Annotated in this window: 20 protein-coding genes; 8 read left to right on the top strand and 12 right to left on the bottom strand. The window is 56.9% G+C overall.

What is annotated here, in order from left to right; all coding sequences use genetic code 11:
• Positions 1-28: 28 nt before the first annotated feature.
• A complete protein-coding gene (locus tag CWM66_RS07475) occupies positions 29-1,165 on the bottom strand; it encodes an ABC transporter substrate-binding protein (RefSeq protein ID WP_007373433.1) in 1,137 nt (378 codons plus the stop codon).
• Between the two features lie 554 nt (positions 1,166-1,719).
• Here CWM66_RS07475 and dgcN point away from each other — a divergent pair.
• The 3 genes from dgcN to CWM66_RS07460 are packed head-to-tail and all read left to right on the top strand — an operon-like array spanning position 1,720 to position 4,567.
• Positions 1,720-2,721, top strand: coding sequence for an N-acetyltransferase DgcN (dgcN, locus tag CWM66_RS07470; protein ID WP_007373437.1), 1,002 nt, complete (start codon positions 1,720-1,722; stop codon positions 2,719-2,721).
• Entirely contained in the window at positions 2,721-3,698 is a 978-nt protein-coding gene (gene dgcA, locus CWM66_RS07465) for an N-acetyl-D-Glu racemase DgcA (protein ID WP_007373438.1), read from the top strand. The genes dgcN and dgcA overlap by 1 nt, the downstream gene beginning before the upstream one ends.
• Before the next feature lie 23 nt (positions 3,699-3,721).
• Positions 3,722-4,567: a D-amino-acid transaminase gene (locus tag CWM66_RS07460; protein ID WP_007373439.1), complete on the top strand. Its 846-nt coding sequence runs from the start codon at positions 3,722-3,724 to the stop codon at positions 4,565-4,567.
• Between the two features lie 127 nt (positions 4,568-4,694).
• On the opposite strand, the gene CWM66_RS07455 is transcribed toward CWM66_RS07460, so the two are convergent.
• The 9 genes from CWM66_RS07455 to ampH form a co-directional block, all read right to left on the bottom strand.
• Positions 4,695-5,522 carry a glycosyltransferase family 8 protein gene (locus CWM66_RS07455; protein WP_007373440.1) on the bottom strand — a complete coding sequence of 276 codons (828 nt, stop codon included), beginning with the start codon at positions 5,520-5,522 and terminating at the stop codon, positions 4,695-4,697.
• Positions 5,519-6,901, bottom strand: a complete 1,383-nt coding sequence (locus tag CWM66_RS07450) for a D-arabinono-1,4-lactone oxidase (RefSeq protein ID WP_071920303.1) — start codon at positions 6,899-6,901, stop codon at positions 5,519-5,521. The genes CWM66_RS07455 and CWM66_RS07450 overlap by 4 nt, the downstream gene beginning before the upstream one ends.
• A gap of 112 nt (positions 6,902-7,013) precedes the next feature.
• Positions 7,014-7,970: a D-2-hydroxyacid dehydrogenase gene (locus CWM66_RS07445; RefSeq protein ID WP_007373442.1), complete on the bottom strand. Its 957-nt coding sequence runs from the start codon at positions 7,968-7,970 to the stop codon at positions 7,014-7,016.
• 156 nt (positions 7,971-8,126) lie between these two features.
• Positions 8,127-8,906 carry an ethanolamine ammonia-lyase subunit EutC gene (gene eutC / locus CWM66_RS07440; protein WP_079516867.1) on the bottom strand — a complete coding sequence of 260 codons (780 nt, stop codon included), beginning with the start codon at positions 8,904-8,906 and terminating at the stop codon, positions 8,127-8,129.
• Positions 8,903-10,291, bottom strand: a complete 1,389-nt coding sequence (locus tag CWM66_RS07435; RefSeq protein WP_007373444.1) for an ethanolamine ammonia-lyase subunit EutB — start codon at positions 10,289-10,291, stop codon at positions 8,903-8,905. The genes eutC and CWM66_RS07435 overlap by 4 nt, the downstream gene beginning before the upstream one ends.
• Before the next feature lie 9 nt (positions 10,292-10,300).
• Positions 10,301-11,677 carry an ethanolamine permease gene (eat, locus tag CWM66_RS07430; protein WP_007373445.1) on the bottom strand — a complete coding sequence of 459 codons (1,377 nt, stop codon included), beginning with the start codon at positions 11,675-11,677 and terminating at the stop codon, positions 10,301-10,303.
• Between the two features lie 723 nt (positions 11,678-12,400).
• Positions 12,401-14,119, bottom strand: a complete 1,719-nt coding sequence (locus tag CWM66_RS07425) for a lysophospholipid acyltransferase family protein (protein WP_035887220.1) — start codon at positions 14,117-14,119, stop codon at positions 12,401-12,403.
• 157 nt (positions 14,120-14,276) lie between these two features.
• Positions 14,277-15,248, bottom strand: coding sequence for a porphobilinogen synthase (gene hemB, locus CWM66_RS07420; RefSeq protein ID WP_007373448.1), 972 nt, complete (start codon positions 15,246-15,248; stop codon positions 14,277-14,279).
• A 120-nt stretch (positions 15,249-15,368) separates the two neighbouring features.
• On the bottom strand, positions 15,369-16,526 hold the full coding sequence (ampH, locus tag CWM66_RS07415; RefSeq protein WP_107146423.1) for a D-alanyl-D-alanine-carboxypeptidase/endopeptidase AmpH: 1,158 nt from the start codon (positions 16,524-16,526) through the stop codon (positions 15,369-15,371).
• Positions 16,527-16,717: 191 nt separating this feature from the next.
• Between ampH and CWM66_RS07410 the strand changes: the two genes are divergently transcribed.
• The 3 genes from CWM66_RS07410 to CWM66_RS07400 all read left to right on the top strand — a co-directional run bounded on the left by CWM66_RS07410 (position 16,718) and on the right by CWM66_RS07400 (position 19,728).
• On the top strand, positions 16,718-17,251 hold the full coding sequence (locus CWM66_RS07410) for an isochorismatase family protein (protein WP_007373450.1): 534 nt from the start codon (positions 16,718-16,720) through the stop codon (positions 17,249-17,251).
• Between the two features lie 133 nt (positions 17,252-17,384).
• The gene (gene sbmA / locus CWM66_RS07405) at positions 17,385-18,605 is read left to right on the top strand and encodes a peptide antibiotic transporter SbmA (RefSeq protein ID WP_007373451.1); all 1,221 of its coding nucleotides are present in this window, start codon (positions 17,385-17,387) and stop codon (positions 18,603-18,605) included.
• A 13-nt stretch (positions 18,606-18,618) separates the two neighbouring features.
• Positions 18,619-19,728, top strand: coding sequence for a DUF1615 domain-containing protein (locus CWM66_RS07400; RefSeq protein ID WP_035887226.1), 1,110 nt, complete (start codon positions 18,619-18,621; stop codon positions 19,726-19,728).
• Here the strand turns inward: CWM66_RS07400 and CWM66_RS07395 are convergent.
• Positions 19,725-20,033, bottom strand: a complete 309-nt coding sequence (locus CWM66_RS07395; RefSeq protein ID WP_007373453.1) for a DUF2755 family protein — start codon at positions 20,031-20,033, stop codon at positions 19,725-19,727. The two genes, CWM66_RS07400 and CWM66_RS07395, sit on opposite strands and share 4 nt — an antisense overlap.
• Positions 20,034-20,313: 280 nt before the next feature.
• Here CWM66_RS07395 and CWM66_RS07390 point away from each other — a divergent pair, with 280 nt between their 5' ends.
• The gene (locus CWM66_RS07390) at positions 20,314-20,535 is read left to right on the top strand and encodes a DUF2754 domain-containing protein (protein ID WP_007373454.1); all 222 of its coding nucleotides are present in this window, start codon (positions 20,314-20,316) and stop codon (positions 20,533-20,535) included.
• A 3-nt stretch (positions 20,536-20,538) separates the two neighbouring features.
• Here CWM66_RS07390 and ddlA read toward each other — a convergent pair whose 3' ends face one another.
• The gene (gene ddlA / locus CWM66_RS07385; RefSeq protein WP_107146422.1) at positions 20,539-21,639 is read right to left on the bottom strand and encodes a D-alanine--D-alanine ligase; all 1,101 of its coding nucleotides are present in this window, start codon (positions 21,637-21,639) and stop codon (positions 20,539-20,541) included.
• A 151-nt stretch (positions 21,640-21,790) separates the two neighbouring features.
• On the opposite strand from ddlA, the gene CWM66_RS07380 reads away from it, so the two are divergent.
• A complete protein-coding gene (locus CWM66_RS07380) occupies positions 21,791-22,429 on the top strand; it encodes an extensin family protein (RefSeq protein WP_369878869.1) in 639 nt (212 codons plus the stop codon).
• The last annotated feature ends 4 nt before the right edge of the window (positions 22,430-22,433 follow it).

Raw genomic sequence — 22,433 nt, 5'->3', positions numbered from 1 at the left:
AAACCTCTTATTAACAGCCGGTTACTGCTTACGGATTAACTACGGTTTTAAAGGCGAGCTGGCCATCTTTCACTTCGTTGATCACCGCACTGCGTACCGCATCGCCATCTTTCAGCGTCAGCGTACCGGTCACACCCTGGAAGTCTTTGGTGGCGCGGATTTTCTCGTTAACACAGACGCGATCGCGCGGGTTATTACACTGGTTCATGGCGTTGACGATCACGTTGTACGCATCGGCCGCCATCGCACCCCAGGTGTGGGTCGGGGTTTTGAACTTCTCTTCCCAGGCTTTGATAAAGGCTTCGCCAGCGGGCGTCTGCTCTTTGGCGTTCGGTGAGTAGTAATCGGTGGTCATATAGCCGTTGACCGCATCTTTACCCACTTCGAAAAATACCGGGTCCGCCGCCAGGCCATCGCCGCCCACGACCGGTTTGTTGAGACCGAGCTGTTTCGCCTGCACGGCAATCAGCGCGCCTTCGGTGTAGTAAATCGGCATGTAGATCATGTCGACGTTTTTCGCTTTCACGCTGGAGAGTTGCGCTTTGAAATCTTTGCTGCCCGATGGCGCCTGCACTTCGATAGGAATGGTGCCGCCGTTTTTCAGGAACTGGGTACGGAAGGCTTTCGCCAGGCCAACCGAGTAGTCGTTGCTGCTGTCAAACACGATGGCGGCGGTTTTGGCTTTCAGATCGCGGGATGCCAGGTTCGCGCCGACCACGCCCTGGAAGCTGTCCGAGAAGCAGACGCGGCTGACATACGGATGGTTGCGGGTAACACGGTCGTTCGTTGCCGTCGAAGAGACCAGCGGCGTTTTAGTGTCGTCGGCGATTTTCACCATCGCCAGCGTATTCGAAGAGGTCACTTCACCGATCACGGCATCCACTTTATCGCTGGACACCAGGCGCTGCATGGCGTTCGCCGCTTCGACTTTGTCACTCTTATCGTCGATGACGATAAGTTTAATGGTATCGCCGTTTTTCAGCGTCGGGGTGATGCTCTGAATCAGATCCAGACCTTTTTGTGAAGGCTGACCATAGCCGCTCAGCGCGCCGCTCAGCGGCAACACCACACCGATTTTAATTTCTTCTGCCAGTGCACTGTGTGCGCCCGCCAGGCCGGAAATCAGTACGGCCATTAAAGAGACTTTCCCACCAAAACTCTTCATTGTTACCTCACGTCCGTCAGTTGATTGTTTATGTTTAACCATCAATTAATGCGCAACACTGGAATAACGAAGCGGCCGGAATACAGGAATTAACGGCCTGATGCTTTTGATTTATCGCATTTATTTAATAAAGGATTTGCCTGTTAATAACGATTTCACCATACATCCATTAATTAGATTTTTCTCATCCATTCTTCTTATAGATTTACCCGCCGTGATAGCACTGTTTTGGTTGCCTAAAATAGTGCAGGTGCGCCGTTGTGGTGCATGAATAAATAAGTGAGGTAGCGCGCAAAATATTTTCATGCCTGCGCTGTCTGCAATCGCCTTGTTTAAAGATAAAAATATTTTCAGTTGTTTTTTACAAACTCTTTGGCAGCATAAAAAACTGGATAATTGTAATAAATATGGTAATTAAGGCCTGCATTGGCGGTGGTTGACAATAATAAAACCCTTGTTATTCTGCATTGGCAGTCAGTTTATTATTCCATTTTTCAGAAATGTTATTTCTGCGTTAATTATTTTATTCAGTCTTATCCTGAGGGGGATAAATAATGAATATTCAAAAACCCTATCTGCTTTTTTTAGGTGATGCGCACGATCAACTGGCGGCGAAAGTCGCGGAAGGAATTAAACAATGGCACCCGGAATATTGTGTCGGGCAATACCGTATGGCGAACTGTCATGCCAATTGTCAGTTGCCGGATATGGATATTGACGCAGCGGTAAAAGCGGGCGCAAAAACGCTGGTAGTCGGCGTCGCTAACCGCGGTGGTATTATTTCAAAAGAGTGGATTTCCATCCTCAGCCATGCGTTGGAAAGTGGGTTGGATCTGGCGGCGGGCCTGCATAATAAACTGGCTGATGTCCCGGAATTGAAGGCGCTGGCCGACCGTCTTGGCCGCTCGCTGTTTGATGTTCGCCACCCGACTCAGCAATATCCGGTCGCCAGCGGGCGTAAACGCAGCGGCAAACGTCTGCTGCCGGTTGGTACGGACTGCTCCTGCGGCAAGATGTACACGGCGCTGGCGATTGAAAAAGAGATCCTCGCCCGTGGCGGCAAAGCCACCTTCCGCGCAACCGGGCAGACCGGCATTCTGATTAGCGGCAGCGGCATCAGCGTAGATGCGGTTGTCTCGGACTTCGTCTCCGGCGCGGTGGAAACCCTCGCCCCGGATAACGACGCCGATCACTGGGATATCATCGAAGGGCAGGGCTCGCTGTTTCACCCTTCCTTTGCCGGAGTGACCACCGGGCTTATCCACGGTGCGCAGCCGGATGCGCTGGTGCTGTGCCACGAACCGACCCGCACACATATGCGCGGCGTTGACTATCCTGTACCGGATATTCTCGATTGCATGGCGCTGAACCTGAAAATGGCGCAACTGACGAACCCGAAAGCGAAATTTATCGGCATTTCCGTCAATACGTCGGCGCTGGATAAGGCAGAGGCGATTGCGCTGATGTCCTCCCTGCAGCAGCGCACCGGGCTGCCGGTGGTTGATCCGTTCCGTCAGGGCGTTGGCGCGCTGGTAGACGCGTTGGCGACGCTGTAATGGAACTCTCGGTAGCGCATGAGCGCTGGCCGCTGCGCCAGGCATTTACGATCTCGCGCGGCAGCCGTACGGCGGCCGATGTGGTGTCGGTAACATTGCAGGCGCAGGGCATTACCGGGCGCGGCGAATGCCTGCCTTACGCTCGCTACGGCGAAACTGTTGAGAGCGTGATGGCGCAGATTGAGGCGCTGCGCGGCGAGCTCGCTGCCGGAATGAGCCGCGAGCAGTTGCAGCAGCGGCTACCGGCTGGCGCGGCGCGCAATGCGCTGGACTGCGCCTTCTGGGACTGGCAGTGCAAACGCAGCGGGCAGAGCATCTGGCAACTGACCGGCAGCGGAACGCCGCACCATCTGCAAACGGCCTATACGCTGTCGCTGGATACGCCAGCGAAGATGCAGCAGGCGGCGCGGGAAAACGCCTGGCGTCCCTTGCTGAAACTGAAGCTGGCCGATGAGCAGGATATCGCCCGCGTGACGGCGGTGCGTGAAGGCGCACCGCAGGCGCGGTTGATCGTCGATGCTAACGAAGGCTGGAACGAGAGTATCTATTTACAGCAGGCGACGGCGCTGGCGGCGCTTGGCGTCTCGCTAATCGAGCAGCCGCTTGCGGCGGGGCATGACGCCGTACTGGCGCAGTTGCCGCATCCGGTGCCGCTGTGCGCCGATGAATCCTGCCATGATTCCGCCACGCTGGCGCAACTGGTGGGGCGTTATGAGTTTATCAATATCAAGCTCGACAAGACCGGCGGCCTGACCGAAGCGTTGCGCGTGCGGGCACAGGCACAGCAGCTTGGGCTGCAAATCATGGTGGGTTGCATGGTGGCGACGTCGTTGTCGATGGCGCCCGCCGTGGTTGTCGCGCAGCAGGCCAGCGTTGTTGATCTCGACGGGCCGCTGCTGCTGGCGGACGATCGCCCGCACGGGCTGCATTATGATGGCAGCGAACTTTTTCCACCGACAGCGGCTCTGTGGGGCTGATGGCGAAGCGTAAGGAGAGAATAATGTCACGCACAGTGTATGTGAATGGCGAATACCTGCCGGAAGCGGCGGCGAAAGTATCGATCTTTGATCGCGGTTTTTTGTTTGCCGATGCCGTGTATGAAGTGACCGCCGTGGTGAATGGCAAGCTGGTGGATTTTGCCGGGCACTATGCGCGGCTGGTGCGCTCCTGCGGCGAGCTGGGGTTAACGCTGGCAGTGGATGAAAACGGCCTGCGCGAGATCCACCAGCGGCTGATTGTCGAAAATGCGTTGCAGGAAGGGGGCATTTACCTGCAACTGACGCGCGGTAACGCAGGCGATCGGGATTTCCATTTTCCGCCTGCCAGTACACCGCCGACGCTGGTGTTATTCACCCAGGCGCGCGCGGTGGTGGATCATCCGGCGGCCAGCAAAGGCATCCGTGTGGTGACCTGCCCGGATATTCGCTGGCAGCGCCGGGATATCAAAACCGTGCAGTTGCTGGCACCCTGTCTGGCAAAAGCCTTTGCCGAAGCGCAGGGCGCCGACGACGCTTTTCTGGTGGAAAACGGCTATATCACCGAGGGAAGTTCCTGTAACTGCTATATCGTGCAGGACGATAACACCGTGGTGACCCGCCCGCTGAGTAACAGCATTCTGCACGGCATCACCCGCAAAGCGCTGGTGAAGCTGGCCGAGGAGCATGGCGTAACGATCGAGGAACGGCTGTTTACTCCGGAAGAGGCGCGCAACGCCCGTGAAGTGTTTATCAGCTCGGCCACCACGTTTGTCTGGCCGGTGATTGCCGTTGACGGGCAGACCATCGGCGACGGTAAACCGGGGCCGATCACCCAGCTTTTGCGGCGGATCTATTTGCAGATGCTGTGAGGTTTTAGCGCCATCCACCGGATGGCGCTGCGCTTATCCGGTCTGCGAAAGAGTGCTGATTTTGCCTCTGCGTAGGCGATAAGGCGCAGCCGCCACTGGGCACAACAACCCACCCCAGGCCGGTGATTTACGCGTATTCCCACCACAACTTATGTAATTCGTACCACTTATCTCCCGGCTGTGGCGTCTTCTCCCACGGTTTATCAATGATGTAATGAATATTCTTCACCCGTGCGAGATCCCACATTTGCGGATGCTGGAGCGCCAGAGTTTTTAACGCGTTATAGCCGTAATGCAACGGCTGCCAGCGATCGCGGAACACCTCGTTGAGGAAATCCTGCTCGGCAAAAACGTACGCTGAGATATCGGCTTTCTCCGCCAGCCGCTGCATCATCTGCTGATACATCGCCTCGTCCGGCGTCAGCACCAGAAAACCGCCGTTGAGGTAGTTATCCAGCGACGCGGGCGGATGGCCGTGCATCCCGGGATCATCACACCAGCTGTAATAGCAGTTTTCCGGCCGCCAGCTTTCCGGATAACTGGCAATGCGCTGGGGATTACAGCGACAGGCATGACAGGCAGCAATGGTGCCTGCGGCGAGTGGCAGCGAAAACACCTCATCCATGTTGTTAATCACCAGCATATCGGCATCAAGAAAGGCCACCCGCTGATATTCCGTCAACCGCCACACCGCCAGCTTGCTCCACACCTCGGCAAAACGTTCATTGGCATAGCGGTGCGCCAGCGCCGGGTCCGGGCCTGTGACCGGGACTTCCTGCACCCGGCAGCCCCGCGTTTGCAGATGCTGGCGCATTTTGTCATCAATCGCAGGCGTCACCATAACCACCAGCGGCCACGGCGAGCCGCTGGCGCGCAGCGAGCGCTGCAACGTCTCCACGCCGCGCAGATAATCAGGCTGCGTCAGCAGCGTCACCCAGGCAAATGCGCCGCTCATGCCAGTAGCTCCGTCATAAAGGCGTTGAGAAATTTCCCCTGCGGATCGAGCTGCTGGCGAACTGCCTGAAACGCCGACCACTGCGGATACAGCGTGGGCCAGTCGTACAGTGTTGGGTCGTAATATTTTCCCCAGTGCGGCTTACCACCTTCTTCCGCCAGCATCCGTTCGGCGGCACGCAGAAATTCCAGCCCCTCTTCAGAGAGTGAGCCGTCGGCGGCGTAATAGACTACAAAACCGAAAAAACAGGTCGGTTCCTGCCACGCCGGGCTGAGCCAGGCCTGCGAAGGCCCGGTGCAGCGCAAAATAATCGGGTAGTGCATATGCGGGTGCGAGCGTTCATGCCACGCCTTAATCCGCGCTATTACCGCCGGAGCGCGCGCCATGGGAATGCTGATTTCAATATTGATTTGCGGCGTGGCAATCCCCCGGCAAAAAACCTGGTAAATGTCGCCAATCACATCGGTGAAATCTTTAAAGCGCGTGACGGTGCGAAACGGTTTGCCGTTGTCATCGACAATCTGTGTGTCGTCGCGCATCTGTTCCAGCGTTTTATCGACGGTCGCGTTCATCTTTGTGTCCGTCCTTTCCATCTCGACCAGATCGCCGTGATTGTCGTGCCAGCGCGCCTGCTCTTCGGCGGTGGCTTCGCGGGACTTCCACGCATGAACTTTATTTTCATCCGGGAACCACCATGCTTTGCTGAACGCCCATTCTGCGTTCCAGTCGTTCAGATCTTGCGCCAGCGTATCGGCAGGGCTGGCGCTTTTGAAACAGGTAAAAAGGGTGAAAGGGCGGGTACGCAGTGTGACGGCGCTGATGGCGCCGAGCGTGCCCAGACCAAGCTGTGCTGCGCCAAACCAGCGATGCTGGCGATCGATCTCATGCACGTTGCCTGTGGCATCAACCAGCCGGATACGTAGCGCTTCATCCGCCAGCGAGCTTTGCTGCATTCCCTGGCCGTGCGTGCCAGTGGAGATCGCGCCCGCCAGCGTCTGCGCATCAATCACGCCCGGCGAGGCGGCCAGCATGCGGTTCATCGAGGTCAGTGTTTCAAACATCTCATGCAACGGCGTTCCCGCGCCAAAGGTCACACTGTCGTTGTCCACTTCCAGCACGCCCCGCAGGCGAGAAAGATCGATAAGCCGATCTTCCGGGCCGCTAAGCGCCAGCATTCTGCCCGGCGACATCCGGTTGCCGATAAAGCGAATTTTGCCCGCAGCGGTGGCGATCATCTCCTGCAATTGCGCTTCGTTCTCCGGCGTTTGCAGGGCATTTTCTGCCGCCAGCGTGGCGTTTTTCGCCCAGTTGAGAATCGCCGGATCGCTTGGGTCCGGGTGAGGCAGTCGGCGCGGAAACAGGGTCTGCGTGGCAATCATTGGCGGCTCCTTGCTGAATCAGGGGGATTAACCAAGCGTAGCCCATCAGACAATAGTGTGAAGCAGATCGCGCCTGGTTGTTCGCTCAAGCGATCAAACGGGCGCCGATCGCTTAATCCACCCGGTTTTGCGGTTGTCCGGTAATAAACGCAGCGACGTTTTCCACGGTTGTCGCAAGAATGCGCCCGCGCGCTTCCACCGATGCCCAGGCAATATGCGGGGTGATCAGGCAGTTTTTGGCGGACAGCAACGGGTTATCGGCAGCAGGCGGTTCGCTGGAGAGTACATCCACCGCCGCGCCGGCGACATGGCCTTCATTCAGCGCGGCAGCCAGATCCGCTTCATTCACCAGATCGCCGCGCGAGGCGTTCAGCAGCAGTACGCCGGGTTTCATTTTTTGCAGCGTGCTGTGGTTGATCATCCCTTTGGTGGCAGGCGTCAGCGGGCAATGCAGGCTGATGACATCAGCTTCAGCGTACAGTGTGTCGGGATCAACATACCGCACGTTACTGTTTTCCACCTTTTTCGCTGAACCCGTCGCGCAGGCCAGCACCGTCATCCCCATCGCCTGGGCGATAGCGCCCACCGCCTGGCCGATGCGGCCATAACCGATAATGCCGATCTTTTTGCCCGCCAGTTCAACCATCGGATTCAGCCAGTAACACCAGCTGTTACGCTGCTGCCAGCCACCGGCGCGAACATCCATACTGTGTTCGCTGACGCGGTTACACAGCGCCAGTAGCAGTGCGGTGGTGAATTGCGCCACTGTAGCGGTGCCGTAGGAGGGCACATTGGAGACGGCAATACCACGTAAACGCGCGGCACTCAGATCGATAATGTTATAGCCGGTGGCGGTGACGGCGATAAATTTCAGTGCCGGACACTGGCTGAACACCGTTTCGCCCAGCGCAACTTTGTTGGTGATGGCGACATCGGCGTTCGCCAGCCTTTCTGCCACTTGCTCCGGCGTGGAGTTGTCATATACCGCCACTTCGCCCAGTTGCTCCAGCCCCTGCCAGCTAAGATCGCCCGGATTAAGAATACCGCCATCTAACACGACAATTTTCATAGGTTACCCGTTTGTTTTTTTATCACGCCATCAACTTAGACGATGTGCTGCCGGGGGGTAAGCACTTTTTTATGCCTGACAGGGACGAATGACGAAGGGGAAGGGCAGTGAGCGGTGGGAGAAAAGTGGCAACGCGGGAGCCGCATTGCCAACGGGTTAGCTTGTTGCGGTAATTCGCGGCGTCACGCGGCCATGCAGCGCCGGGTTATCACTCTCATCTTTCAGGTGTACGCCGGTCAGACGGCGCAAAAACGCCTGTTCCAGCAGCCACGCCAGTTTGAAGGCCGCCGCTTCGTAATTCAGCCCTTCCGGGCGAATGTTGGAGATGCAGTTGCGTTCCGACTCAATGCGCACGCGCTGCGGTTTCCAGGTGAGGTAGACGCCCAGGCTGTCCGGCGAGGACAAACCGGGCCGCTCGCCAATCAGAATGGCCACCGCTTTGCTGCCCAGCGTTTCGCCGATATCGTCGCCCAGCGCCACGCGTGACTGGTGCGCCAGTACAATCGGCCCAAGCGAAATCCCCAGCGTTTCAAGGTAGGGCAGCAGGGCGCGGATTAAGCCCACGGACTGGCGGTGTACCGCGTGCGATGACAAGCCATCGCCAATTACCAGCAGCAGATCGTGCGCGGGCGTACGGCTGGCGGCGAGATCGGCACGGCTCTCTTCGCTCAGCATGCGCCCCAGATCCGGGCGGTTGAGATAGATATGTCGGTCCGACGCTGCACTGTGCGCTTCCAGCGTGCTCAGCCCCAGTTCGTGGAGCTGGCTTGCCAGGCTTGTGCTATCGAAGGGTTGATGGATGGCGTCACGCGCCTGGGCGTGGGCAAGACCAAATTTCAGCACTTCGTTGGTTGGCAGGCTGGCGCCGCTGCGCCCCAGCGCAATGCGGGCGTCGGTGAATTCGCGCAGCAGGGACCAGGCATCAGGCGAGTTCATGCAGGCGCTCCTTGTGGTATCACGGTCAGTAACGGATGGTTTGCGCCGGTGAGGCGTAACTGGCCGTGGGTGTCGATAATCTGCATCCGCGTCAGCCAGTCGGCGAACTCCGGCGCGTGCTTCAGCCCCAGCAGGCGACGCGCGTAGAGCGCATCATGAAATGAGGTGCTCTGATAGTTGAGCATGATGTCATCTGCGCCCGGAACGCCAATCAGGAAGGTCAGGCCGGCGGTGCACAGCAGCGTCAGCAGCGTATCCATATCGTCCTGATCCGCTTCAGCATGATTGGTGTAACAGACGTCGCAGCCAATCGGCAGCCCCATCAGTTTGCCGCAGAAGTGATCCTCCAGCCCGGCGCGGATAATCTGTTTGCCGTCATACAGGTATTCCGGGCCGATAAACCCAACTACCGTGTTGACGAGCAGCGGTTTAAAGTGCCGCGCTACCGCATAGGCGCGCGCTTCACAGGTTTGCTGATCGACGCCATGATGGGCGTTCGCCGACAGGCAACTGCCCTGGCCGGTTTCGAAATACATCACGTTATCGCCCAGCGTGCCGCGTTTCAGTGAAAGCGCGGCCTCGTGCGCCTCCTGCAACAGCGCGAGGTTAATGCCAAAGCCGCTGTTTGCCGCTTCCGTACCGGCGACCGACTGAAACACCAGATCCACCGGCGCGCCGCGCTCAATCAGCTGTAACGTGTTGGTGACGTGCGTCAGCACGCAGGATTGGGTGGGAATGGCAAAACGGTCGATGATGTCCGCCATCATATGGTTCAGCTTTTGCAGCACCGGCAGGCTGTCGCTGGCCGGGTTGATGCCGACCACCGCATCGCCCGCGCCGTAAAGCAGGCCATCGAGCATGCTGGCGGCAATGCCTTTCAGATCGTCAGTCGGGTGGTTGGGTTGCAGGCGCACGCTGAGGTGGCCTGGCAAACCGATGGTGTTGCGAAAGCGGGTGATGACGCTGCATTTACTGGCGGCAAGGATCAAATCCTGGTTGCGCATCAGTTTGCTGACGGCGGCGGCCATTTCCGGGGTGATCGCCGGAGCAACCTGGCTCAGCAGCGCAGTGTCGGTGGTATCGGCCAGCAGCCAGTCACGAAATTCGCCCACCGTCAGATGGGCGATTAACGTAAAAGCGGCGCTGTCGTGCGTGTCGATGATGAGGCGCGTCACCTCATCTTTTTCATAGGGAACCAGCGGGTTGTCGAGGATCTCGCGCAGCGGTATATCGGCAAGGGCGATTTTTGCCGCCATGCGCTCTTCGGCTGATTGTGCCGCAACCCCGGCCAGTACATCCCCAGAACGTGCCGGGGAAGCTTTGGCCATGACCTCTTTCAGGCTGGCGAACTGCCATGTGCGGTGCGCCAGAGTGGTTTTATACATTGCGTCTCCTCAGGAGATAGCGCGCAGTTGCGGGTCCAGCGCGGCACGTTCACGCGCCGATGCGGTTTTACGAAACCACATATAACCGCCCAGCATCATCACGGCGAAAATCAGCGCCAGCAGGGTGTTGTACCAGACCATCGCCACCAGGCAGAGAACCGCCATGCCGAGCGCAAAAGCCGGTGCGTACGGGAACAACGGCGCTTTAAAAGGACGCTCAAGTTCCGGCTCGCTGCGGCGCAGCTTGAACAGCGCGGCCATGGAGATGATATACATAACAATAGCGCCAAAGACCGACATCGTCACAATGCAGGCGGTGAGCGGCATGCCGCTGATGGTGATCAGCGAATCGGAGAAGATCGCCGCAATCCCCACCACGCCACCGGCGAGGATCGCCAGAATCGGTGTACGGGTTTTACGGTTCAGGTTAGCCAGGCTGGCAGGCAGATAACCCGCGCGCGCCAGCGAGTAGATCTGGCGGGAGTAGCCCATAATAATGCCGTGGAACGAGGCGACCAGGCCAAACAGGCCGAGCCAGACCAGCATATGCAGCCAGCCGCTGCTGCTGCCGACCACCACTTTCATTGCCTGCGGCAGCGGATCGTTGATGTTCGACAGCGTGCGCCAGTCGCCAACACCGCCCGCAAGAACCATCACGCCAACCGCCAGCACCGTCAGCGTCAGAATGCCGCCGCCGAGCGCACGCGGAATGGTGCGTTTCGGATCTTTGGCTTCTTCTGCCGCCATTGATGCGCCTTCAATTGCCAGGAAGAACCAGATAGCAAACGGGATAGCCGCAAACATGCCCGGCAGCGCGAGGCCGCTGAAGCTTTCCGCGCCTGCCCAGCCGTTGGCGGTGAAGTTGCTCCACGAGAAACCCGGTGCAACCACGCCCATAAACACCAGCAGTTCGAAAATCGCCAGCAGGGTGACAATCAGCTCAAAGGTGGCGGCAATACCGACACCCAGAATGTTAAGCACCATAAAGATGACGTACGCGCCGCAGGCCACCCATTTCGGATCGAGTGACGGGAACTGCACATTAAGGTAGGCGCCAATCGCCATGGCGATCGCCGGTGGTGCAAAGACGAACTCAATGAGCGTGGCAAACCCGGCGATAAACCCGCCGGTAGGCCCAAAGGCGCGGTAGGCGTAAGCGAAAGGCCCACCGGCATGCGGGATCGCGGTGGTCAGCTCGGTAAAGCTAAAAATAAAGGCGCAGTACATGGCGGCAATCGCCAGCGCGACAATCAGAAAGCCGAGCGTTCCGGCCTGCGACCAGCCGTAACTCCAGCCGAAGTATTCCCCTGAAATAACCAGTCCGACGGCAATGCCCCACAGGCGGAAGCTGCCGAGTGTTCTTTTTAGTGTTGTTTGTGTGTTCATTCTTTTTACTGCCTCGCCATTAATACAGTTGCAGGCAGAGTTGCAAAGTCAGTGCCAGAAAAAAGAAACCTTCTGGCTCATGGGGTTACAGGCAACACAGCGCTAAATGCACAATAAAAGTGCACCGCCGACGACCGAAAACGGGTGCAGGCTGCCCTGCAATGGTGAAAGCGGAGGAAGAAACTTTCTAAGGTGAAATTGAGTGTCTCAGTGCGGACAGAAACAGCTGCTAACGCGGTTTTTGGAAATATAATAGGGAATAACTGGAAATTTAAATCCGATAATTCTTACGTCGCTTTGCGCGTTCGATGCTTTAATTAATACAAGGGCGCTACGTTTATTTTTTTATTTTCACAATAAGTTAACACATTGATTTTATGGCGTGATTTGGCTCTTTTTTGTGAGCGGTTACACATATTAATCAGGTGAATGTCTGATGTTAAATATTCTTCTGGATAATAGATTGACCTGATTTTTTGCAGCCATTAATTTGGAAAAAAAACAGTTTCAGGCAAATCCAGGAATATTTAACAAAGGAGGATATATATGGCCTGGCGACCGATTTTATATGTCATCCTGACGCATAATCCTCGTCTGAACAGCAGGCGGGCGCAGCTGCGGCTGGTGCAGGGTTGAATGTATGCGTGCCGGAAAAGGATTTCGCCTTCTCCGGCACGAAAGCCAGCGCCCAGGCCTGCGGCGCGTTACGCTTTTTAGTCACATTTAGCCCGCTTTTTGCTCCGGCAGATGCGCGGCGATATAACGCTCGTAGCGGTTTGCTTTCAGCCGCGTTAAATCCACCAGCACCAGACCATCGACACAGTTATTGAAGTCGGGATCGCAACCGAAGTCGATAAACTGCACGCCGCCCGGTTCACACAGTTCTGAGTACTGCTTGTAGAGCGGTGGAATGCCGCAACCAAGGTTGCCGAGCAGCGATTTCAGCCGGGTCAAATCTTCGGTGTAATCGTCACCGCTAAACTGGGCGAGCACGTCCGGCATCGTGGCGGGCCACGGCCGACGCGATGAGGCCAGAGGCCAGGTCGCCGGGAACCACAGGCGGTAGAACGCTACCAGCAGATCCCGCGCCGCTGGCGGCAGGCCGCCGGAGATAGAGACCGGGCCAAACAGATAACGGTATTGCGGGTAACGCGCCAGGTAAGCGCCAATGCCCGACCACAGATAATCCAGGCCGCGGCGTCCCCAGTAGCGCGGCTGAATAAAGCTGCGCCCCAGTTCGATGCCGTGACGCAGCACATCGGACATTCGATCGTCGTAATGGAACAGGCTGTAACTGTATAAGCCTTCCACCCCGCGCGCTTCAACCTGCAGTGACGTCGGCATAAAGCGGTATGCACCGACAATTTCCAGATCGGCCTCGTCCCACAGGATCAGGTGCAGGTAATCGTCGTCATATTTATCCGTATCACGACGTTTACCGCTGCCTTCACCCACCGCACGGAAGGCGACTTCGCGCAGCCGTCCCAGTTCGCGCAGTAGCGGCGCGTCTTCCTGCCCGTTGCGCTGCCAGAGATAAATGATTTTTCCGTCCGCGGTGCGGCCGAGGCACTCGGCATTATTAAGTTCGCGGCGCAGCGTGACGCGCTCTTCCGGGCGCGCGATGGCGCACTCGGTTTTAAAGGGGCCGGGGAGTCCTTTACCCAGACGCAACACATGCTGGCGACACTTATCGGCCAGTTCGCGCGGGGCGAGTTGCGGCGTATGCCAGCTATCCCAGGGAATGCGCTGGCCGATTTTGATCGGCAGGTTGCTGTCCCGGCGGCGAAACATCTGCTGCATGAGCAGCAGGAAGGGCAGCGTATCCGACACCATCGCGCTGGCATAGAACAGCGCGCTGTTACGCGCGTCGATCCAGGCGGGCAGCAGCGGTGCGCGAAACTTGCCCGCCAGTTTGATAAACCCGGCATGCCAGCTTTTATCGCGGATGCCTTTACGCGTCATGCGTGAGACTTCTCCCGCCGGGAAGAAGATCAGTACGCCGCCGCCCTGCAAATGGTTTTCCATCTGTTGCAGCGAGGATTTCCGCGTACGGCCGCCCATGTTATCCACCGGGATAAACAGCGAGCTGAGCGGTTCAAGGTGGGTCAACATGCGGTTAGTGACCACCTTTACATCGCGGCGTACGCGCGAAACGGCGTACATCAACGCCATCCCGTCAAGCGTACCTGTCGGATGGTTAGCGATAATGACCAGTGGGCCTTGTTCGGGAATTTGTTCGAGGTCGTGAGCGGGAACGGTGCAGCGGATTTGTAGATGTTCAAACACTTGCTCCACCATATCCAGCCCTTTCAGGTGGGGATGGCTTGCGGCAAACTGCTGGAACTCCTGTTCGTAAAGCAGGCGCCGCAGCAGGTTTTTTTGCCAGGGCGCAGGTCTGGCCTGCGGCCAGAGATCCTCAAGTACGTTGTCGAGACTAAACATGGTGGTTTCTCCTCCCGTCTTGCCGATGACAGTAACGGGAGAAGATGACGTTTACATTTCATTACAATGAAGATATGACAACGGCAAGACGGCTGGATGACAGCAAAAGCGGTGCGGAAGGGATGTTTCTCTCCCCCGCAGGGGAGAGAAAGGCGGCTCAGAGAATGCCGCGTTCGGCGAGGTCGAGGGCGAAGTAGCTGAAGATCAGGTCTGCGCCCGCGCGTTTGATCGCGCCCAGGCTTTCCAGCACCACTTTGTCTTCATCAATTGCGCCCGCCAGTGCGGCGAATTTGATCATCGCGTATTCACCGCTTACCTGATAGGCGCCCAGCGGTAACTCGGTGCGTTCACGGATATCGCGCAGGATATCGAGGTACGCGCCAGCCGGTTTCACCATCAGGCAGTCTGCGCCTTCGGCCTGGTCGATCAGCGATTCACGGATCGCTTCGCGGCGGTTCATCGGGTTCATCTGGTAGGTTTTGCGATCGCCTTTCAGCGCCGTTCCTGCCGCTTCACGGAACGGGCCGTAGAACGAAGAGGCGAACTTGGTCGAATAGGACATGATGGCGGTATCGGTAAAGCCTGCTGCATCCAGCGCATGGCGAATCGCCTGCACCTGGCCGTCCATTGCTGCGGAAGGGGCGATAAAATCCGCGCCTGCGGCAGCGGCGGCGACGGCTTGTTTGCCGAGGTTAATCAGGGTCGCATCGTTATCGACACCGTGATCGCACAGCACGCCGCAATGGCCGTGGGAGGTGTATTCGCAGAAACAGGTATCGGACATCACGATCATCTCCGGCACCGTTTCTTTGCAGATGCGCGACATGCGCGCCACCAGGCCATCTTCGCGCCAGGTGTCGCTGCCGGTCTCATCAGTGTGGTGAGAGATGCCGAAGGTCATCACCGAGCGAATACCGGCTTTGGCGATACGCTCAATTTCGCGGGCGAGATACTTTTCCGGAATGCGCATCACGCCGGGCATCGCCTCAATGGCTTTGTAATCGTTTAACTCTTCTTCAACAAAGATCGGCAACACCAGGTCGTTTTTGCTCAGTGTTGTCTCTTCAAACATGGCGCGCAGGGCAGGTGATTTGCGCAGGCGGCGCGGGCGAGTAATTAAATCGGTCATGGTATGCCTGATGTTTGTGGAACAGATGGCGGCATTGTAGCCGAAAAGTAGAGGTTCTGTTTTACCAAAATCGCCGTTAAGGGCAGAGGCAAACGGCGAAACCGCCTGCCTCTGGCGTTATCAGGAGGCGGGGATCACCTGCGGCACGTTGCTGCTTAACACACTGACCAGATCGTTAACGCCGTCGCTCATATTGACAAAGCGCGTCAGCGGTGAACGGGTGATGACAACAAAAACGCCGACATTATGCTGCGGCACCATCGCAATGTAGGTGATAAAGCCGCCGCCGCCGCCGGTTTTCTGAATGATCCCAGGGTGCCCCTCTTTTGGCGCCATATAGACCCAGCCGAGGCCGAGCGCATCGGCTTTGCCGGGCACATCCATACCGATCACCCGCGTTAACTGGTTGCGCGGGTAGATCAACGTTTGCATGCGATCCGCCTGGCTGTTGCGGGTGTAGAAATCCGATGACAGGAACTGCTGCATCCAGCGCATCATGTCTCCCGGCGTGGAGTAGACGCCGCCGCTGCCGATGGCGGCCAGCGTGTTATTGCATGGGCTGGCGCCTTTCTCGGCGATCATCAGGCGCTTGCACTGATCCGGCGATGGGGTAAAGGTGGTGTCTTTCATCCCCAGCGGGCGGGTGATCTGCTCTTCGAAAAGCTGCGGGTAAGGCTTGCCTGCCGCCTTCGACAATGCATCCGCCAGCAGATCAAAGGCCAGGTTTGAGTAAGCCGCCTGCGTACCCGGTGCGGCTTTCAGCGTGGCGGTTGAGAGCCAGCTCCAGCGCTGTTCGTACGTTGGCCAGACGAAAACGGGACGTCGCGCTGCGCCGCCGGGCTGTTCGCGCGGCAGGGCGCTGGTATGGGTCGCCAGGTTCACCAGCGTAATTGGCGTGCCCTGGTAGGTCGGTACGCGCGTGCCGGGAGGTGCATATTTACTTAACGGATCGTCGAGACGGACTTTGCCCTGATCGAGCATTTTCACCAGCATTTCACTGGTCATCAGCTTGGAGAGGGAAGCAATACGAATCACCGAATCGAGCTGCGGGCGAACGTTGCTGCCGGGGCGGGTTTCGCCGTAGCTTTTGAACACGCGCTGGTTGCCGTCAATCACCACCATCGCCATGCCGGTTGCGCCGCTACCGTAGTAAATATGGTTGGCGTAACGATCAACAATATCAGATGCAAATACCGGGTCAGGAGACTGAACAGCCGCCTGAGCGGAAGTCAGGCCCAGCGCGCAGAGCAGCGCAGAGAAAAGCAGACAACGTTTCAACGCAGGGATCCATAAATAAATGGGATAGATAGAGCGTATTTATACTACCTGGTGCGGTGTTGCAAAGACCCAAATAGCGGATTCTTTCCCCCTAATACGTAACGATGGGTAAAAATGGTTATTTTGCCGCCAGACCACGGCGTTCACCGGATGTGGTAATCTCCTTCTTTCCCACTGACAGGAGAGAGCAGATGGCAGGTAAACGGGTCGTGATGGTGGTGGATATGCAAAATGGCGTGTTCGCCACCGAACGTATTCAGCGTGCGCAGTGTGTCGCCCGCATTAACCAGTTAACGCAGGCCGCCGATACGGTGATTTTTATTCAGCATGCTGAAGCGGGCGGGCTGGAAGAGGGGAGCGAAGGTTTTGCGCTACTGCCGGAACTGCATCAACCTGCGAACGCTCTGTACGTCACCAAAACCGCCTGCGACGCGTTCTATAAAACGCAGCTTGAAGCGGTGCTGCGCGAGCACGATATCAACGCCTGGGTGATGTGTGGTTGTGCCACTGATTACTGCGTGGATACCACGCTGAAAAACGGTGCCAGCCGGGGCTATTCCATCACCATGGCGCAGGACGCCCATACCACCGCTAATCGCCCGGCTGCGCAGGCCACAACCCTGATCGATCACTACAACGAAGTGTGGCGCACGTTAACCGTTCCCGGCAACCCGGTGTATGTGAAACCGGTCGAAACAATTCTTCACGAATGGCAAGCGAACTAAGGGGTTACCCTCAGGTCTGATACAACGACACGGCGTCGCACTGCGCGGCGCTTTTTTATCACTGCGCTATACCCAGGGCAGAAATCCGCTACACAGCATCTTTGTAAATAATAAGAAGTAAGCAGGAGTACCAATGTTTAAATCTTTCTTTCCTAAGCCGACGCTGTTCTTTTTGTCGGCCTTTATTTGGGCGCTGATCGCTGTCGTATTCTGGCAGGCTGGCGGTGAGGGCTGGTTAATGCGCTTAACCGGCGCATCGGCGGAAGTCCCGATCAGCGCAACGCGTTTCTGGTGCCCTAGCTTTTTACTTTTTTATGCTTATTATGCCGTTTGCGTCGGTCTGTTTGCGCTGTGCTGGTTTGTCGCCTCGCCGCACCGCTGGCAGTACTGGTCGGTACTTGGTACGGCATTGATCGTCTTTGTGACCTGGTTTTTGGTGGAGGTGAACGTTGCCATCAATGCCTGGTATCAGCCGTTTTTCGATTTGGTGCAAACCGCGCTCAGTGCGCCGAACAAGGTCAGTTTGAGCCAGCTTTATAGTGAGATTGGCGTCTTCTTGTGGATCGCGCTGATTGCCGTGACGGTGGCGGTGCTGAATAACTTTTTCGTTAGCCACTATGTGTTCCGCTGGCGTACGGCGATGAACGAATACTATATGGCGCACTGGGCGCATCTGCGCCATATCGAAGGGGCTGCGCAGCGTGTGCAGGAAGACACCATGCGTTTTGCCCAGACGCTGGAAGATATGGGCGTCAGCTTTATCAATGCGATTATGACGCTGATTGCGTTTTTGCCGGTGCTGGTGGCGCTGTCGCCACATGTGCAGGAGCTGCCGCTGGTGGGACATGTTCCTTACGGCCTGGTGATTGCGGGCGTGGGCTGGGCATTGTTCGGCACCCTGTTGCTGGCCTTAATCGGTATCAACCTGCCTGGATTACAATTTAAGAATCAGCGCGTTGAAGCTGCCTACCGTAAAGAGTTGGTCTACGGCGAAGATGATGCCTCGCGCGCGCAACCGCCGACCGTTGCCGAACTGTTCAGTGCTGTGCGCCGCAACTATTTCCGCCTCTATTTTCACTACACCTATTTCAACATCGCCCGTATTCTCTATATGCAAGTGGATGTGGTTTTTGGTCTGATTATGCTGTTTCCGACTATTGCCGCGGGTGCGATTACGCTGGGTCTGATGCATCAGATTACCAACGTTTTCGATCAGGTCCGCAGCTCGTTCCAGTACTTGATCACCTCCTGGACGACGCTGGTGGAGCTGATGTCCATCTACAAACGTTTGCGCAGTTTTGAGTATGAACTGAACGGCCAGGAAATTGTGCCTGTGCCTCACCGTTTTGGTTAACACAAGGAACGTTATGGTTTTCGTCCCCCGTTTTGGCTGGCTGCTGGCGGCCTTGATCCTCGCCGGCTGTAGCACGCAAGGCCCGGTTTCCCAGCGGGAAGCGGAGAAAGAAAAAGAGAGCAAGAAACCGTTGGATGTGGCAAGCGTGGTGCGGCAGAAAATGCCCGCCAGCGTGAAAGATCGCAATGCCTGGGCGCAGGATATCGCCACCACATTTAGCAGCCAGAAGCTGGCGCCGACGCTGGAGAATATCTGCTCGGTGCTGGCGGTGGCGCAGCAGGAATCAAACTATCAGGCCGATCCGGTCGTGCCGGGGCTGAACAAAATCGCCTGGAAAGAGATCGATAAGCGCGCGCAGCGGATGCACATTCCGCCATTGCTGGTGCATACCGCCCTGAAAATCCCTTCGCCAAACGGCAAAAGCTACAGCGAGCGGCTGGATAACGTCAGAACGGAAAAAGAGCTGAGCGCCATTTTTGACGACTTTATCAATATGGTGCCGATGGGGCAGAAGCTGTTTGGTTCCTTCAATCCGGTGCGTACCGGCGGGCCGATGCAAATCAGCGTGGCGTTTGCCGAGCAGCACACCGAGGGTTATCCGTGGAAGATGGACGGCACGGTACGCCAGGAAGTTTTCAGCCGTCGCGGGGGTTTGTGGTTCGGCACTTACCATCTCCTGAATTATCCCGCCAGTTACAGCGCGCCGATTTACCGTTTCGCCGACTTTAACGCCGGGTTGTACGCCAGCCGCAATGCGGCGTTCCAGAATGCAGTCAGCAAAGCGACCGGCGTGAAACTGGCGCTGGATGGCGATGTGATCCTTTACGGCAGCAGCGATACGGGCGCGACGGAACAGGCGGTAAGAAAGCTCGGGCCGAAACTGGGGATGAGCGATCGCGATATTCGCCGTCAACTAGAGCGCGGCGACAGCCAGAAGTTTGAAGAGACGAAGCTGTACCGTGAAGTTTATCGTCTGGCGGAACAGAAAAGCGGGAAAACGCTGCCGAGAGAGATTTTGCCGGGGATCCAGTTAGAAAGCCCGAAGATCACGCGCAACCTGACAACAGCATGGTTTGCGAAGCGCGTCGACGATCGTCGGGCTGCCTGTATGGCGCAGAATTAACGTGAGTGGTGTCGCCGCCAGCGCAGGAAAAGGCCGATGACACCCAACAATGCGCTTCCCACAAGGAACGGCACGAGGCCAAACAGCGTGCCGACGCCAAACCCCAGTTCAACGTGGGGGCGGGAGGCATCCTGAACCTGCATCAATCTTTCGAACACACCCGGCGCGTGTACCAGCAGGTTCAACAACTGCGCGCCAGCCCAGAAGCAGAGCAGGACAAACACGGCATAAGCCATATTGCCTGGCCTTGAGGCATCACGTTTTTTCACGCCCGTGAAGGGTTTTGACAGGGAAAAATCAGCCATAAGACCTCCGGTACTCTTTACTCAATTTGTTGCTTACCTTTCAGTGATGCAGCAGCGGGTGCTGGTCAGAATTCAGGCTAAGTGTGACAGTTGCGCCCTGTTGTCAACATCAGAATGGTGATAATTTCCCTCCGGGAAGGATTCCGGTTAAGTGATTTTTGTTGGTGCTCACATTTTTGTAACGTTTTCATTACTCAAGTAACATTTCAGATTTTCCATACATCACACAGACCTGAAAGACAGGCTATGCGATGATGCCTTTTTGACTGCCGGAGTTGTCATGAAGCTGCCTGCGAAAATACGCCGTGACTGGCACTATTACGCGTTTGCGATTGGGTTGATTTTTATTCTGAATGGGGTCGTGGGCCTGCTGGGGTTTGAGGCCAAAGGCTGGCAAACCTATGCCGTCGGGCTGGTGACCTGGGTGATTGGCTTTTGGCTGGCCGGGTTAATTATCCGCCGCCGCCCGGAAGAGGAGGAGGCGGCGGATAAGCCAAAGTGATGCTTAACCGTTGACGGAAATTTTCAGCGTGCTGTTTACCTGATGGCGCGCAATAGCCAGCTCAATCAGGCGGGTGATCAGATCAGGATAGCTGATGCCGCTCGCCTGCCACAGTTTTGGATACATGCTGATGTTGGTAAATCCCGGCAGCGTGTTGATCTCATTGATAACGACTTCGTTGTCCGGCGTCAGGAACACATCGACGCGCGCCATCCCTTCACAGCCAAGCGTTTGGTACGCCTGTACCGCAATCTGACGGATCTTGTCGTTGATCTCCGGCGCGATATCCGCAGGCACTACCACCTGCGCGCCGTTTTCATCAATGTATTTGGTGTCGTAAGCGTAGAACTCGCTGTGCAGCACGATTTCGCCGCAGGTGCTGGCTTGCGGATCGTCATTGCCGAGCACCGCGCATTCGATCTCGCGGCCTTTGATGCCTTTCTCAACGATCACTTTTTTGTCGAACTCAAACGCCAGGCGCACCGCTTCATGATATTGCGCTTCGCTGGTCACTTTGCTGACGCCAACGGACGAGCCCTGGTTGGCCGGTTTGACAAACAGCGGCAGGCCGAGCTGCGCTTCGACGTCGCTAAAGGCGATCTGCTGACGATTGGCGCGCGTCAGGGTGATAAATGGCGCGACAGCTAATCCGGCATCGCGCAGCAAACGCTTGGTGACATCTTTATCCATGCAGGCCGCCGAAGCGAGCACGTCGGAGCCGACAAACGGCAGGTTTGCCAGACGCAGCATGCCCTGCAAGGTGCCATCTTCGCCCAACGTACCGTGGACGATAGGGAAAATCACATCAACATCCGGTAGCGGCGCGCTGTTTTGCGCCTGAATAAGCTGCTGCGCGGTGTTGCCCGGCACCAGCGCCACGCTGTTTTGCGACGGATTCAGCGCAATACGCGCCGGATCGCTGGCGTTAAGCAGGTAATTATTCGCATCGCTGATATGCCATTGACCCTGTTTATCAATCCCCAGCAGCATAACCTCAAAGCGCGACTTATCCATGGCATCGACAATATTTTTTGCTGACTGTAACGACACCTCGTGTTCCGCTGATTTGCCGCCGAAGACGACCCCTACCCGCAGTTTTGCCATTTCTACGTTCACCCACACTTATTCACAAAACACATACCATAGCACGACGAAACGCACGATTCGCGGCCTTCTGCCATAATGTTTTGAGGAAAACTGAGGGGGAGACGTGCGCGTAAAGAGCCTGATCGTTGTATGTACTCTGCTGGCGCTGATGCTGGTGGGTTATCGCTATTTACCGTCTTATTACAATCCCTTCGCACCGCTACAGTTGAGCGATCCGCCGGGACGCATCACTCAGTTTAAGTTACGCCGCCTGTCGCCGTCTGCCTGTGCCGCGCTGCTGGCGCAGGCCAATCAGCAGCGGCTTGTGACCTCTGTTGCGGTAGCGAACAGCGGCGGCTGCTGCCCGTTAACCGATGTGGTACGGGTGCGTGATTTCGGTGTGGTGAAACTGAGCAGCAGTTTTCTGGCGAGCTGCCCGCTGGCGCTCAGTTCCGCGTTGTTTATCGAACAGCAGGCGCGGCCACTGACTGAACATTTTACCGGCCAGCCGCTGCGCCAGATCGACCATCTGGGCAGCTACGCGTGCCGCAACATCTATAATCGTGCTGATGCGCGGCGTAGCGAGCATGCCAGCGCTGAAGCGCTGGATCTGAGTGCCTTTCGTCTGGCGGATGGCCAGCGGGTGACGGTGCTCAATGGCTGGCGGCAGCCTGAAACAGCGCCGTGGTTACGGGCGATGCTGAGCGCCAGTTGCAGCTATTATGGCAATAGTCTGGGACCCGAATACAATGCCGCTCATGCCAACCATTTTCATCTTGGGATGCGCGGTTTCGGGCTCTGTCGCTAAGCAT

The sequence above is a fragment of the Kosakonia sp. H7A genome, from assembly GCF_003028445.1.
GTDB lineage: Bacteria > Pseudomonadota > Gammaproteobacteria > Enterobacterales > Enterobacteriaceae > Kosakonia > Kosakonia radicincitans.
This window is presented reverse-complemented; position numbering and strand designations above follow the sequence as displayed.